Source organism: Nannocystis punicea (assembly GCF_026965555.1).
Classification (GTDB): Bacteria; Myxococcota_A; Polyangia; order Nannocystales; family Nannocystaceae; genus Nannocystis; species Nannocystis punicea.
This window is the reverse complement of sequence record NZ_CP114040.1, coordinates 5,106,830-5,121,697: the sequence shown is the minus strand read 5'-3', so window position 1 is coordinate 5,121,697 and position 14,868 is coordinate 5,106,830. Positions and strand designations below refer to the sequence as shown.

The following is a 14,868-nucleotide window of genomic DNA, read 5'->3' as shown; positions in this document are numbered from 1 at the left end:
CCCGCAGCCCGGGCGCGCACCCGCGCGGTCGCCCGCCGAGCGTCCCTCAACCCGGCCCGATGTCGAACGGCCCTCGCGCTCGCCTCACCGCTTCGTGTCGGCGGACCCTCGCCTGGGCCGCAAGACGTCGCCCGCTCGCGCTGGCCGTCGTCCGCGGCCCTCGCCGATCTTGACCTGCCCGAAAGCACAGGACCCGAAGGCCATGGCCTTCGGGTCCTGTCCGATGAAGCATGTGCGAGAGGACCTGCCCGATCGGGCAGGTTTGCTCAGGGCGTGCCCTTGATGACCTGCGCGCCGTCGGCGGCGGTGATCTTGCGGGTCTCGGTCTTGCCGTCGGGGTACTTCCACTTGATGGTGTGCGCCCCGGGGGCGACCATGACGACGACCGGGGTCGGCTTGGCCTGCTTCTGGTTGTCGACCCACACGGTGGCCGGCGGCCGGCCGGGGGCGCTGCCGATCTTGAGCTCGGCCGTCTTGGCCTTCGGCTTCGGCTTGTCGGCCGGCGGCTTCGGCTTGTCGCTCGGCGGCTTCGGCGACGTGGTCGTATTGTTGTTCGCCGGCGGCGTGACGGTGGTGTTCTCGGCCGGCGGCGTCGGGCCCTTGGCCTTGACGAGCACGACCTCCGCGCTGTCGGACGCCTCGCCGCTGAAGCTCAGCGGCACCTCGCTCGGGTCGAACCCGGGCGCCTCGACCAGGACCTTGTAGGACGCGCCGGGCTTGCGCGACAGCTTGAAGCTCTCGCCGCCCTTGCCGACCGGCAGCGGGGCGGCGCCGGTCTCGAGCAGCTTGACGGTCGCCTCCGGCGGCTTGGTGTTGATCGTCAGCGTGACGTCGCGGACCTGCAGCTTGACCGGCAGCGTGAGCTGCTGGCCGGCGGCGATCGGGACATCCTGCTCGAACGGCAAGAAGCCGGCGTCCTGCGAGACCACCAGCTTGTGGGTGCCGGGGCCGAGATTGGAGATCAGGCGCGGCGTGTTGCCCGGGTACTCGACGCCGTTGACGGTGACGCGCGCGTCGGCCGGCTTCACGTCGAGCTGGATCGTGCCGACCGTCGCGGTCGGCTGCGGCGGCGCGGCGGTGTCGGCGACCGCGACCGGGTCGGTCGGCGCCGGCGTGGGCGTGGCCGGGTCGCCGCCGGTGACGAACATGACGACGACCACGACAAGCAGCAGCGCGCCGACGCCGGCCGCCGCGTAGAGGGCGATCGGCGGCGTGCGCTTGCCCGTCTCGGTGTCCTCGACCTCGACCTCGGCGGTGACTGCGTGCGTCTGCGCCTGCGCCACGGGGCGCGGGCCGGTGACCGACGGCGAGGCCATCGGCGCCGGCGCGCGGGCCATGCTCGACGACGGCGGGCCGAGCGTCGCGCCCGGCGGCGGCGCCGGCATCGCCTGCGACGGGCCCTGGGCCACCGACGCCGCCAGGATCACGGCCGCGGCGCTCGGCGGGATCTGGACCGTCGGCGAGCCCTCGTCGGCGTCGGACTCGATCTGACCGGCCTGCGGCGGCGGCTCGGGCCGCATCGGCCCCTCGTTCTCCGGCCGCTTGGCCTTGGGGGCACCGACCGGATCGTCGAACAACTTGGTCTCGAGCTCGTCGTCGTCCCAGTCGAGGTCGGAGGCCGGCGGCGGAGCCTTGGCGGCCGCCGGCGCTGCGGCCGCACGCGGGGGCGCTGTGGCGGCCTTGGCCGGCTGCGGCGGCGCCCCGCCGGGCACGATCGTCGACTTGAGCGGGTCCTTCGGGCCGCCGACCCCGGGCGGCAGCGTCGGCACGCTCCCGGTCGCCGGCGTGCCGGGCTTGAGCGTCGACGGCCGGTTCGACGGCGACATCAACATCGTCTTCGACCGCTTGCGGGCGGCCACCAGCTGCTCCTCGCTCGGCTGCAGCGGGTCCTCGCCCCTGGGCGCAGCCGGACGGCCCGCCGCTGTCGGGATCGGAGCGGGCCTCGCCGCGGCCTGCGGCGGCACCGTCTTGTTGCCCGGCGGACGCGGCGGCGGGGCCTTGCGCGGCGGAGCTCCGGGCGGCGCGGGCCGCTGCCCCGGCGCCGGCGGGGCCTTGCCCGAGCCCTTCTCGAGCTCGATCTCTCGCGCGTACTGCTTGCGCATCCACGTCGCCAGATCCTTGCGACTGTAGAACATGCCGTGCGCGAACATGAAGGCCTGGAGGTCGTCGTGGAGCTCCATGGCCGTCTGATAGCGGGTCTCGGGCTCGCCCGAGAGCGCCTTCATGATGATGTTCTCGAGGTCCTTCGGGATCTCCGGGTTCTTCGAGCTCGGCGCCGGGACGTCGACGGTGCGCACCATCTCGAGGGTGGCGAAGTCGGTCTCGCCCTGGAACAGGCGGTTGCCGACCAGCACCTCGTAGAGCACCACGCCGAGCGAGAACACGTCGCTGCGGCGGTCGAGCGGCATGCCGCGGACCTGCTCCGGGGACATGTAGCCGAACTTGCCCTTGAGGATGCCGGCCTGCGTGCGCGAGACCCGGCCGGCGGCCTTGGCCACGCCGAAGTCGATGAGCTTCACCTCGCCCTCGTACGACACGAGGATGTTGGGCGGGCTCACGTCGCGGTGGACGATGTTGAGGTGACGGCCGTGCTTGTCGCGCTTGTTGTGGGCGTAGTCGAGGCCCTCGCAGACCTTCATCACCACGAAGCAGGCCTGCGCGAGCGGCATCGGCTTGCCCTGCTGCTGGCAGCGGGTGAAGATGTTGCGGAGGTCCTTGCCGGCGACGTACTCGAGCGCGATGTAGAAGCTGTCGCCCTGCTGACCGAGGTTGTAGATCTGCGCGATGTTCCCGTGCTGGAGCTGGCCGGCGATCTTGGCCTCGTCCTTGAACATCGTGATGAATTCGTCATCCTCGGCGATGTGCGGCAGGATCCGCTTCACGGCGACGATCCGTTCAAAGCCCTCGACGCCCTGCTCGACGGCCTTGTACACCTCCGCCATGCCGCCCACGCTGATGCGCTCCATCAGCTTGTAGGGGCCAAATTGGGTGATCTGATTCAACGCGAACTCCGGCCCGTGCACGCGAGGAAGCAGGGCCCCGCCATGTGACCCCGGGTGCGAGCGAAAGTCAATCGGCCGGCACCGGCGGCCCCCCGCGCGCCTCCGCGGCGGTCACTGGCACCGTCTGGGTCAGCGCTGGACCGCGACCTCCCGGGCGCACCGCGACGGCTCGTCGCGGCGCCGGCCACCGCTCGGCCGGGTGACCTCGCCGCGGGCGGCTCGCAGGTCGCGCGCCGTCCTCGCCGGGCGAAGGTGAGCCGCGCGCCCCTGACAGTGATGGCCGGACCTGTTACCTTCGCCGACGAGACCGATGCGGCCCATCGCCGACGACCCCACGACCGTCGCGGGCATCACCCGCGCCGAAGCAGCGCCGAGCGTCGGCCCCACTGCGGCCGAGGGTGTCGCGGCGACCGCGTCGGCCGGCCACGTGACGCCCGGCGAGGCGCTCGCAGCGGCTGTGGCCGCCGGCGACCTCGACCCGGCGGTCGCGGCGGAGCGCCTGGTCGCGGCGACGGTCGCGGCCCAGCGCCCGGCCCGCGTCTCCCCCGAAGCGTGGGCCGCCGTGGAACGTGAGGTCTCGGCGCTCCTCGCCGACGATCCGGCGCTGGCCGATCTCTTGGCCCCGATTTAGTGCCGACCGCGGGGTTTTGACGGCTTCTCGCGCGCACGCAGCCGGTCGCGCGCGTGGGCGACCTGCGAGCCGACGACGGCCTCGAGATGTCCTCGAGGACAGGCGCATGGTCGACATGCCCCGAAGGACAGGTCGCTTCGAACCTGACCTCGAGGACAGGTCGTTACCCCGGCCGGCGCGACCCTGCGAGGCGCACCGGCGAACCGCCGTCGCGGGCAGGAATCACCCGCCTCCACCTCGCACGCGGCAAGCCGGGGCGCGTTCGCCCGGCTCGCTCGCCGTCTCCGTCGCCGAACGTCCCGCGCTCGCGCGTCACGCCTCGAGCAGCGCCCGGACCTGCGGCGACACGAAGTGGGCCTCGGTGTCGAAGCCCTTGAGCGAGTTGGCGAGCACCTCCAGGCGCTCGGCCGGCTTGAGCCGCTTGTCCATGATCACCCGCCACTCGCCGCGGACCTTGCACAGGCCGCCGCTGCCCTGCGACAGACCGGTCATCGACTCGTAGCAGACCCGGACCCCGAGATTGCTCGCCAGCTGCTCGAGCTCGCCGAGCTGCTTTTGCACGTCGCCCGCCACCGGCCGTCACCTTAACCCCGGTCGGCGCTGCTTGAGAAGCCCCGGCAACGCGGGATCGGCGGCTACTTGCCGACGAACGGCGACAGCGGGTAGTGCGTGCAGACCGCCGACTGGAGCGCGCCCGACACCGCGGCGCCGAAGTTCAGCGCGCCCGACGCGACCTCGTCGATGTCGAACACCGCCCCGCCGGTCGCCGCCGGGATCGCCTGCTGCCCGTGGTAGGCCGTGAACAGCCCGCCGCGGACGTCGAGGCACTCGCACTGCCCGCCGACCTTGGCCGCGAAGCTGAACACCCGCACCTCGGCCGCGCGCAGGGCCGCGACCGTCTCGCGGTACGTGTGCTGCACGCGCTGGCCGCTCTGCACCGCGGGCGCCTCGCCGAAGTCGTCGTCGGTGGCGTGGACCACCGCGCGCAGGGTGGTCGCCGGGTCGCGCCAGGCGAACTGGGTCGCGGCCGCGTGCAGGGCGTCGAGCGTGTTCTCCGGCCAGTCGAGGTTGGCCTCGCTCGCCACGATCTCGCGGTTACTGGCGGTGAACTGCTGCCACTTCGCCAGCTCCTGCTGCAGCGCCGCCAGGTCGGCGAACGGCTTGCCGCCCTGGGTGACCATCACGTCGTCGACGAACACGACCAGGCCGTAGCGGGCGTCGAGGTTGTGGGCGCGCACGGTGGCGTCGACCGCGGCGATCTCACGCGCGATCTTGCCGAGCATGAAGTTCATCGTCGTCGAGACATCGACCGCGAACACCACGTCGATCTGCTGCTTGCGCACGACCGCCGGGTCGGCGCACGAGGCCTCGACCGCCGCAGCCGCCAGGCCGTCGCGCTCGCCCCGCGTGGCCTCGGCCCCGGTCGATCCGTGCGAGCTGGGCCCGCCGCCCGCGACTGTCTCGAGAGGTATGGCCGGAGGGACAGGTACTTCGGGACCTGGCGTTTTGGACAGAGTGCTGTCGAGCACCACGCCGCCGACCACGCCGCCTTCCACCCCACCGACGACCCCGCCTTCCACCCCGCCGACGACCCCGCCTTCCACCCCGCCGACGACCCCGCCTTCCACCCCGCCGACGACCCCGAGCCCGCCCGCGCCGAATTCCTCGCCGATGCTGCCGCCCTGGAGCGTCCCGATCACGCCGCCGTAGAGGGCGCTGTCCTCCAACTCCCCGTACAGAACGCTGATCTTGTGCTCGTTGCTCAACGCGCCGAGGACCGCGTACCCGTCGGCCTCGGCCGGCGCGCGCTTGCTGCGGCGGGATTTCTTGCTCGGGCGCGGCACCTCGATCGGGGCCTCGTCGGCGTGGTCCGGAGCGACCACCACCTCGATCGGGCCTTCCTGGGCGATGGGGATCGCCGTCGGGCCGCTCGTCACCAGGTCGGGACCGGGCTCGGCGGGAGGCGGGGGCGGCGGCGCCGGTGGTGGCGACGGCGGCAAGTGCGCGGCGAACAGCTCTCGGGCCCGGACTACCTCGACGGGCTCGACCGTGGGCGCGAAGATCACCCGCATCAGCGGTGAATCGTCCTCGGCCGTCGGCTCGCCGCGCAGCTTGAGGATGTTCTCGACCTTCTCGACCCGCCAGAGCAGCGCCACCAGGGCGACCAGCGCCGCCCCGGTGACCACCTGATGGGCCAGGTCGCGCGCGTGGAAGCGGGCCGACCACGGCAGCCGTTCGCGCGTGACCCGCTGGATCTCGAGCGCGATGTCCGGGAAGGCCGCGACGCGCAGCGACGCCCGGTCGCCGGGGGACAGCCCCACCCTGCCCTCCGCGGCCTGCGTGCGCTCGCCGACGTGGACCTCGCCGACGAGCCCGGCGGGGACGACGAGGGTCGCGCCGTCGGTCAGCAGGGTGCGCTCGCCGAGGCCGGGGAGCACGAGATCGCAGTCCTTACGCTCGCCCAGGGCGACCGGGGTCGCGTCGTCGGCCGCGATCTGGGCCACCGTGCGCCCGAGGAAGGAGAGGCGGATCCCCCAGCCACAGGGCTCCCCGGGCGCGGCGCTGGCCTTCGGCATGGCCCGAGAACGTAGCCTTCCGGCGCGAGATTCACCAGCGCCCGGTGGGGAACGGGCGTCGGGCCCGGCCGGGCTTGTGAGCTTCGCCGCGCACGCGCGCGGGTCGGCGCACCGGGGGGGGCCGTGGTAGAAAGCGCGGGCTGTGTTTGAGACGATCTCGAAGGGTTTTCGCGCGGCGCGGGAGCGCCTGACCGGCAAGGGCGAGCTGACGGACGACGTCGTGGCGGCGGCGCTCAAGGACGTCCGCCTGAGCCTCTTGGAGGCCGACGTCGAGTTCAACGTCGTCAAGCGCTTCCTGCAGTCGGTCAAGGAGAAGGCGCTGGGCGAGAAGGTCACGCTGGTGGCCAAGAAGCAGGGCGACACGATGCGGGTCCGGCCGGAGGACCACTTCGTCAAGATCTGCCACGACGAGCTCATCGCTTTGATGGGCCCGGTCGACACCTCGCTGAACCGGGCGCGCAAGGGCTGCACCGGCATCATGATGGTCGGCCTCCAGGGTTCGGGTAAGACCACGACCGCCGGCAAGCTCGCGCGCAAGCTGCAGAAGGCCGGCTACAAGGTCATGATGGTCGCGGCCGACATCTATCGCCCCGCGGCGGTGCACCAGCTCAAGGTGCTCGGGCAGAAGATCGGCGTGCCGGTGTTCTCGGTCGACGGCGCCAACCCGGTCGACATCTGCGCCGACGCCACCGACCACGCGGCGGCCGAGGGCCTCGACTTCGTCATCTACGACACCGCGGGCCGCCTGACGATCGACGAGCCGCTGATGAAGGAGCTCGACGACATCAAGTCGCGGGTCCAGCCGGCCAACATCTTCCTCGTCATCGACGCGATGATCGGCCAGGACGCGGTCACCACCGCCAAGACCTTCGACGAGCGGCTCGACGTCACCGGCGTGATCCTCACCAAGCTCGACGGCGACGCCCGCGGCGGCGCGGCGCTGTCGGTCAAGGCGGTCACCGGCAAGCCGATCAAGTTCCTCGGCATCGGCGAGTCGCTCGACAAGCTCGACGAGTTCCGGCCCGAGGGCCTGGCCAGCCGGATCCTCGGCATGGGCGACATCGTCGGCCTGATGAACGACTTCACCGAGGTCGTCGACGAGGAGCAGGCGATGAAGGACGCCGAGAAGATGCTCTCGGGATCCTTCACGATGGATGACTTCCTGAGCCAGATCAAGACGATCCAGTCGATGGGCAGCATGAAGGACATCCTCGAGAAGATGCCGCTCGGGCAGATGTTCGGCGCCAACATCCCGCCGGAGGCGCTCGAGAAGGCCGCCGACGACAAGGAGCTCGTCCGCGTCGAGGCGATGATCCGCTCGATGACGAAGGAAGAGCGGCGCAACCCCGAGGTGTTCCTCGACGACGAAGGCAACAGCGGCCGCGGCAGCCGGCGGCAGAAGCGGTCGATCCACAAGTCGGCCAAGGAGAAGGACCCCAACGACCTGCGGCCCGAGGACTTCGTGGCCGCCCGCGTCACCCGCGTCGCCCGCGGCTCCGGCCGCACCGAAGACGACGTCCGCGGCCTCGTCGGCCGCTTCATGACCATGCGCGGCATGTTCGGCATGCTCGGCGACATGTTCGGCGGCCTCATCCCCGGCATGCCCGCCAAGCCCCAGGGCATGATGGACAAGGTCCCGGGCATGAAGATGCTCAAGCAGATGAACGCGATGCGGAAGATGATGTCCGACCCGAACGCGCTCGGCTCGCTGATGAACAGCATGGGCGGCGGCGGCGGCGGCCTGCCCGGCATGGGCGGCCTGCCCGGCATGGGCGGCTTCCCCGGCATGGGCGGCTTCCCCGGCCTCGGCGGGCAGCAGAACCCCGGCGGCGGCGGCCCGGCCCCCCGCACTTCGCCGTCGAAGGTCGACTACAAGAGCCTGGCCGACAAGCGCCGCGCCGAGAAGCTGGCCCGCCGCAAGAACCGCGACAAGAAGTGAGCTGCTCGTAAGGGCAGGTCCTTTCGGACAGGGCGCCATGGACATGGCGCCTTTTTCATGTCGGCGCGGACATGTTCTCGCGGGCATGTTCACGCGGCGCTCGCCAGCGCCAGTCGGCTCGATGAACCGTGAGCCGCAGCCGGCGAGCTCGAGCGCTTCGCCTCGAGCGCCTGCGGCTCGCAGCGGCAGTCGGCGAGCACTTCACCGCGAGCTCTCGTGGCTCCTCGGAAGTCGGCACCCCTCGACCAGGCGGCGAGGCGTGTGGCACGAGCGCTCGGCCGCCGGTTTGCGACCTGGCCGGATTCCGGCGCTCGGCCGCCGGTTTGCGACCTGGCCGGCTTCCGGCGCGCCCGACCAACAACGACGCGACGACCAGAGACCCCGGCGCAGGCCGTCAGTTGGCGCCGCGGACGCCCGGCTCCTCGTCGTCGGCCGTGATCGGCCGGGAGATCCGGTACGCCTCGCCGAGCCAGTTGCCGAGGTCGATCGTCTTGCAGCGCTGCGAGCAGAACGGCCGGTACGCGAAGTCGTCGGGTACCTCCTGCTCTTTGTGACAGATCGGGCAGCAGATCTTCATCTCTGCCGACGCTAGCACGCGACCGCGCCGACGCCAGCAGCGCCGGGCCGCGCGCGCGCACGGCCGTCCGCGCGCTCCTCGCCGCTCGCCGGCGACGCCCGCGTGGACCGTGGCGCCGCAGCCGGCTTCGCGGAGGACGGCTCCGGCTTGTTTGGGCGCTCGCACCGCCCTGCCCTGCTCGACGCCCAAACCGAAGCGCGTCCCGCCTGTCCGGCGCGCTCGAGGCCGGGCCCTTCGTCCCTGTCCGCGCCGTCGCCCATATTGCCGCGAGCATGGCCTTCGAGACGGTCCTGCTCGGCCTGTCGCTCGCCGGCTCACCGGCTGCTGCGACGTCCACTCGACGGGAACACGACCAACCTCGCGCCGTAGCGGCCGGGTCGTGGCCACGGCCCGTCGCTGCCCCGCCCGCGACGTCCCCGAGCACCGACGGCGACCCCACACGCGTCGCGCCGGCCCGCGCGTACGCAGCTCGAACCTCCTCCGCACCGCTGCCGGCCAGAGCCCGCGCCCGTCGCAGCGGCGCACTCCTGGCGCTGTCCTTGCCGCTCGTCGCCACCGGCTCGGCGCTGGTGGTGCTGCGCACTCGCAGCTTCGAGCGCCAGGTCGGCAGCTGCGCGCTCGGGCCGACGCAGCCGCTGTGCAGCGAGTCGGCGATCGTCGCGCATGCCCGCTACGGAGCCGCAGGCGCGGGGCTCATCGGCGCCGGCCTCGGCCTCGTCGTCGCCGGCGTCACCGCGGCGATACCCGTGCCGCGCCGCGTGTGGCTGGTCGAGGCGATCGTCGGCGGCGCGACCCTCACCCTCGGCGCCGTGTGGCTGGCGGCCGAGAGCGCGGCCTACCCTCGCGGCCTCGAGGACGACTACGCGGCCCGCGTCGGGCCGTGGTTCGATCGACGGGCGGTCGCCGCGTCGCTGCTCGGGGCCGGGCTCGGGCTGGCCCTCGGCGCCGGCGTGGGCCTGTTGCCGTCGACCCGCGCGGCCAGGCGCGCTGCCTGGGCGCCGACGTGGAGCCCGCTCGGGGTCGGCCTGCTCGCCCGCTTCTGACGCGCTCGAGCGTCCGGCGCTCGCCCCCACGGGCTCCTCCCCCGACCAACGACGAGAGGAGGCCGGAGGCCTCCTCTCGCGCTTCAGGACAGGTCCCGAAGGACCTGCTCTCGGGGACAGCTCAGCGAGCCGGGCGATCGGCGCCGGCGTAGTCGGTCGCGTCGTTGGTGGTCGGGCGCGGGTCGCCGTTGTAGTCGGTGGCGGGGTCGCCGTCCTTCCACACGGCGAGATCGGCGAGCGGCGTGCCGGCCTTGGCCTTGTAGACGCCGCCGACCTGCGGATCGAACCACGCCATGGCGTCGGCCATGACGGCGGGGATGTTGGTGTCGCCGTCCATCTGGCCCTCGTCGATGGCGGAGTTCTCGAACGTCACGGTGGCGCAGTCGATCGACGGCGCGATCAAGGCGATGATGACCGAGTTGCGGACCGTGGTCGGGCCGGCGTCGGGCATGCACTGGAGCGAGCGGGCGCCGACCTCGGACAGGTTGTTGACCACCGTCGAGTAGACCAGGCTGAGCTCGTGGCCCTGGCCGGTGAGCAGGCCGCCGTAGTTGGACTCGGCGCTGGCGCCGTTGTTGGAGACGTAGCTGTTGACGACCGCCGTCGCCCCGGCGCCGAACGTCGACAGGCCGCCCGAGACGTTCTTGTAGAACACGCTGCGGTTGAAGTTCGCGGTGCAGTCGGTGCCGACGTAGCCCTGACGGTTGAGGGTGAAGGTCAGGTCGGTGCCGATGATCTGCGAGCCCGTGCAGGTGAGGCCGGTGTCGTCGGCGTTGCTGGCGAAGTTGATCTTGCCGAGCGTGAGCTTCGACGACGGGTTCACCTGCAGCGTCGGCCCGTTGTTCGCGCGGATCTTGGCGACGCCGCCGTCGCCGACGATCGCCACGTTGCTCGACTCGGGCACGACCAGCGTGGGCTGGATGTAGTTGCCGGTCTTGACCTTGATGGTCCAGCCGAGCGACGGGTCGTTCATCGCCACCTTGTCGAGCGCCTGCGTGATCTGGCAGAACGGCGCCGCCATGGTGCCGTCGCCGACGTCGCACTGGGCGGCGCTGTCGACGTAGATGACGTAGTCGACCGCGAAGCAGGCCCCCGACTCGGAGTTGCACGCGCTGTCGGGGCAGTCGGCGTGCTCGACGCAGCCGACGCACTCGTTGGTGGCCGCGTCGCACACGGGCGTGGAGTCGGTGCAGAGGGCCTTGCTCTCCGGCGTGCACACGACGCAGGCGCCCGCGTCCATGTCACACACGGGCGTGGCCGCGTCGATCTCGGCGCAGGTCGCATCCGGGTCGGGAGTGCCGTCGCAGCCGACGCACGCCTGCTCGACGCAGAACGGCTTGGCAGGGTCGGAGCAGTCGCCGTCGCCGGCGCAGCCCATGTTGCCGGTGGTCGGCCCGGTGGTCGACGTGCTCGTGGTGGTCGTCGACGGCTCCGGCCCGGTGGTCGGCATGTCCGAGGTCGTCGTCGACGACGTCACTTCCGGTTCCGTCGAGGTCGACGTGGTCGCCTCGGTGTCGGTTTCGGTCCCGCCTTCGGTCTCCCCGGGGGTGTAGGTCGGCGGACAGCCGGCGACCAGCGGCGCGCAGGCCAAGATTGCGACGGTCCAGTACTGTCGGGTCATCGGTAACTCCTAGTGCACAAAGGGGATCGCGGCCAGGATGCACCGGGCCACGCGAGTTGTCCACAAAGCCATGTCGGGACCAGCAAAAACTCGCCTCCGGCCCGGCGACCGCGGCGAGGGCGCGAGCATTCGCGCTCACGGCGGGGGCTGATCCGCACCGGGGAAGCTCGATTCGTCTGTCGGCCGCGGGTCGCCCTCGAAGTCGACGTCAGGGTCTCCCCCTTCGAACATCGCCACCGCGTCGAGCTTGGTGGCAGGCAGCGGCCGGTACACGCCGGGGATCGCCATGTCGGCGCTGACGAGCATCGGCACCTCGGCGGTCGCCACTCCGACGTTGTCGTCGTCGGGCTCGTCGGTCGCGGCCGAGTACGCCGAGTGCGTCACGACCTCGACGCCCTCGCAGTTGAAGGTGCTGTAGCCGACGGCGTTGAAGGCGATCGAGTTGCGCAGGCTGACCGACTCCTCGGCCGCGTCGGGCTCGCACTCGATCGACAGCCCGCCGCCGGTGTACGCGTTGTTGCCGACCAGCGTGACGTAGACCAGAGTGGCCGCGGCCCCGCCCGCCAGCGCGAGGCCGCCGCGCGGGTTGTCGGCGTTGGCCTTGTCACCGTTCTCGGTGATGAAGCTGTTCTCGAGCCGCACGGAGCCGCCCGACGCGAACAGGCCCTCGCCGAGGTTCTTGTTCAGGGTGCTCGCGCGCACCCGGACGTCGCAGCCGACCGCCGAGACGCCGCTGATGTGGTGCTGGCGGATCAGCGAGCGATCGATCCACAGCTCGCCGGCGTCACAAGCCACGCCGTTGCCGACGTCGTTGCCGCGGAGCTCGAGGCCGTCGAGGTAGACGCGCGCGCCGCCGCCGATCGCCAGCGTCGCCTCGCCGGTGCCGGTGATCTCGACGTCGCCCGCGCCGGCGCGGAGGATGGCGACGACGCTCGAGTCGGGCACCGCAAGCGCCTCGTCGTAGACGGCGGCGCGCACCAGGATCGCCCGCGGCGCCCCGGCCTCGACCCGCGTCAGCGCCTCGCCGATCGTGCACAGCGGCTCGGCCTCGCTGCCGCTCCCGCCGTCTTCGCAGGCGCCGGCGCCGTCGACCCACAGCGCGTCCCCGGCCGGGAAGCACGCGCCGGTGGCGAGGTCGCAGGCGCTGCCGGTGCACTCGTCGTGCTGCGTGCAGGCGTGGCAGGTCTGCTGTACGGGGTCGCAGACCGGCGTGGCGCCGGTGCAGCCGGAGGCGTCGCTCTCGGTGCAGGCGACGCAGAGGCCGCCGACGGCGTCGCAGGCGGGCGTGGCCGGATCGACCGCCGCGCAGCTGGCGATCCCGGAGCACGGGACGCACTCGCCTTGCGTGCTGCAGTAGGGCTCCTCGGACCCGCAGGCCTCGTTGGGCCGGCCGTTCGCCGGGGCGCACTCCCCGGCCGAGGTGTCGGTCGCGGTGGTCGGCAGGCCGGTCTCCGTGACGGTCTCCGTGACGCCGGTGCTGGTCTCGTCGAGGGGCACGCAGAGCTTCGAGGCGCACACGAGGTTGCCGTCGCAGGTGCCGCCCGGCGTGCACGCACAGCCGACGCTGCCGATCGGGCACTCGGGGTCCTCGGTGGTCGTGCCGCTGCCCTCCGTGGTCGTCGCGGTGGGGTTCGTGCACGCGACGCCGAGGAGGACGCCGAATCCGAGCCACGAGGCGAAATGCGCTGGCGAGAGCCGCATCATTCGCTCGAGTATTCCCGTTCGCCGGCCCGGTCGCAACCTGTCTCTCGGGACATTTTTTGGAGACGCGCGCGTGCGCGCTCACGCGCCGCCGGCCGAGCGCGGCCGAGGCTCGCGGACCGGCGGCTCATGGAACGAAGTGCGACGTGGAGGCGACGCTCGCACGATCGACGCGTCGCTCACGGCAGGCGATCGGCGCCGGCCCAGTCGGGCGAGAGGTCGACGTCGGGCCGCGGGTCGCCGTCGTAGTCGACCGCGGGATCGCCGGTGCGCCAGCGCCCCTGCTCTGCGAACGGCGCCCCGGCCTTGACGTGGAAGTCGCCGCTCGCGGCGTCCTTGAACCACGCCGACTGGGCCGCGGCCTCGACCGTCACGTTGCGCCCGGCGAGCAGGTCGCTGTCGACGATGCTGTCGCTGGCGGTCGCGCCGTCGCAGCTGACCGACGTCGCGGGCGACTGACCGAACAGCACCACGTTGCGCAGGCTGACCGGGCCGGGGTCGCTGCAGTGGATCGAGTCGGCGTTGGCGTCGCTGTTGTTGCCGATGATGGTCGTGTAGACGATCTCGAGCTCGCCGCCGCTGACGACGTGGACGCCGGCGTACTGCGAGAAGTTGCCGCCGTTCGAGGTGACGAAGGTGTTCTCGAGCCGGGTCTTGCCCTTGTCGATCTTGATCCCGCCGCCCGGATTGGCGTAGACGCGCGAGCGCTGGATCTGCAGCGTGCAGCCGATCGCGTCGATCGCCACCGACTCGCGCGACGAGAACTCGACCGAGTCGGTCCACACCTCGGCGTTGAGGCACACCAGGCCGTTGCCGGCCGCCATCGAGCTGCCGACGAAGCGCAGGCCCTTGAGGTAGACGCGGGCGTCGTCGTTGACGAGCAGCGCGTCCTGGTCGACGTCGATCGCCGGCGCCCCGCCCTCGCCCACGATCGCCACGATCAAGTTGCTGCCGACGTCGATCTTGGTCTTGTAGGGCGACGGCGCCGGCCGCACGCGCACGAGCGTCGGCGTGTCGGTGGCGAGCGAGGCGATGGCGTCCTGGATCTCGCAGAACGGGGCCTCCTCGCTGCCGTCGCCGTCGCAGGCGGCCTGGCGATCGACCCACAGCGCGTCCTCGAAGCAGGCGCCGGTGGCGATGTTGCAGGCGCCGCTCGGACACTGCTCGTGGGCGACGCAGCTGGTGCAGGCGCTCGCGTCGGGGTCGCACACCGGCGTGTTGCCGCCGCAGGCCGAGGCGTCGCTCGCGGTGCACTCGACGCACAGGCCCGAGGCGGCGTCGCACGCGGGGGTGGCCGCGTCGATGTCGGCGCAGCTCGTCAGGGCCGAACAGTCGGCGCACACGCCCTCGGCGAGGCAGTACGGCGCGGTCTCGGGGCACTGCTGCGAGAGGCCGGGGCCGTCGCTGCACTGCGGGGTCTCGGTGGTCATCGAGCCCTCGGTGGGGTCCGTGGTGCCCGGTTCGGTCTCGGTCGCCGTGGTCGGCATCGACGAGCTGGTGGTGAGCGTCACGTCGTCGGTCGCGTTGCTGTCCTCGACGCAGTAGCCCGAGGCGCACACGAGGCCCGGGTCGCAGCCGTTGGCCTCGCACACGCAGTTGAGCGAGCCCGGCTGGCAAGACTCGCTGTCGCCCTCGGACGAAGTTTCGGTCTGCGGGCCGCTGGGCGTGCATGCGGCCGCGAGGAAGCCGAGGCCGAGGCCGAACCCGAGGCCCCGACAAATTAAGGAGATACGCATGGTCCCTGCAGTATCTCCAAGCGTTTCGCGGGCCGCAACGCG

10 protein-coding genes are annotated in these 14,868 nt (G+C 72.0%); 3 read left to right on the top strand and 7 right to left on the bottom strand.

Annotated elements, in window-relative coordinates; translation table 11 throughout:
- Window positions 1-266: 266 nt before the first annotated feature.
- Window positions 267-3,002, bottom strand: a complete 2,736-nt coding sequence (locus O0S08_RS19805; RefSeq protein ID WP_269040759.1) for a serine/threonine-protein kinase — start codon at window positions 3,000-3,002, stop codon at window positions 267-269.
- Between the two features lie 310 nt (window positions 3,003-3,312).
- On the opposite strand from O0S08_RS19805, the gene O0S08_RS19800 reads away from it, so the two are divergent.
- Window positions 3,313-3,633 (top strand): hypothetical protein, encoded by a 321-nt coding sequence (locus O0S08_RS19800; protein WP_269040758.1) that lies wholly within the window; start codon window positions 3,313-3,315, stop codon window positions 3,631-3,633.
- A 312-nt stretch (window positions 3,634-3,945) separates the two neighbouring features.
- On the opposite strand, the gene O0S08_RS19795 is transcribed toward O0S08_RS19800, so the two are convergent.
- Both O0S08_RS19795 and O0S08_RS19790 read right to left on the bottom strand, forming a co-directional pair.
- Entirely contained in the window at window positions 3,946-4,206 is a 261-nt protein-coding gene (locus O0S08_RS19795) for a hypothetical protein (RefSeq protein ID WP_269040757.1), read from the bottom strand.
- A 62-nt stretch (window positions 4,207-4,268) separates the two neighbouring features.
- On the bottom strand, window positions 4,269-6,209 hold the full coding sequence (locus O0S08_RS19790; RefSeq protein WP_269040756.1) for a vWA domain-containing protein: 1,941 nt from the start codon (window positions 6,207-6,209) through the stop codon (window positions 4,269-4,271).
- Window positions 6,210-6,351: 142 nt separating this feature from the next.
- Between O0S08_RS19790 and O0S08_RS19785 the strand changes: the two genes are divergently transcribed.
- Window positions 6,352-8,148, top strand: a complete 1,797-nt coding sequence (locus tag O0S08_RS19785) for a signal recognition particle protein (protein WP_269040755.1) — start codon at window positions 6,352-6,354, stop codon at window positions 8,146-8,148.
- 394 nt (window positions 8,149-8,542) lie between these two features.
- On the opposite strand, the gene O0S08_RS19780 is transcribed toward O0S08_RS19785, so the two are convergent.
- Entirely contained in the window at window positions 8,543-8,725 is a 183-nt protein-coding gene (locus O0S08_RS19780; RefSeq protein WP_269040754.1) for a DNA gyrase inhibitor YacG, read from the bottom strand.
- 539 nt (window positions 8,726-9,264) lie between these two features.
- Here O0S08_RS19780 and O0S08_RS19775 point away from each other — a divergent pair.
- Window positions 9,265-9,768: a hypothetical protein gene (locus O0S08_RS19775; protein WP_269040753.1), complete on the top strand. Its 504-nt coding sequence runs from the start codon at window positions 9,265-9,267 to the stop codon at window positions 9,766-9,768.
- A 121-nt stretch (window positions 9,769-9,889) separates the two neighbouring features.
- Here the strand turns inward: O0S08_RS19775 and O0S08_RS19770 are convergent, their stop codons facing one another.
- The 3 genes from O0S08_RS19770 to O0S08_RS19760 all read right to left on the bottom strand — a co-directional run bounded on the left by O0S08_RS19770 (window position 9,890) and on the right by O0S08_RS19760 (window position 14,826).
- Window positions 9,890-11,389, bottom strand: a complete 1,500-nt coding sequence (locus O0S08_RS19770; protein ID WP_269040752.1) for a hypothetical protein — start codon at window positions 11,387-11,389, stop codon at window positions 9,890-9,892.
- A 135-nt stretch (window positions 11,390-11,524) separates the two neighbouring features.
- On the bottom strand, window positions 11,525-13,090 hold the full coding sequence (locus tag O0S08_RS19765; RefSeq protein ID WP_269040751.1) for a hypothetical protein: 1,566 nt from the start codon (window positions 13,088-13,090) through the stop codon (window positions 11,525-11,527).
- Window positions 13,091-13,269: 179 nt separating this feature from the next.
- Window positions 13,270-14,826 (bottom strand): hypothetical protein, encoded by a 1,557-nt coding sequence (locus tag O0S08_RS19760; protein ID WP_269040750.1) that lies wholly within the window; start codon window positions 14,824-14,826, stop codon window positions 13,270-13,272.
- Between the last annotated feature and the right edge of the window lie 42 nt (window positions 14,827-14,868).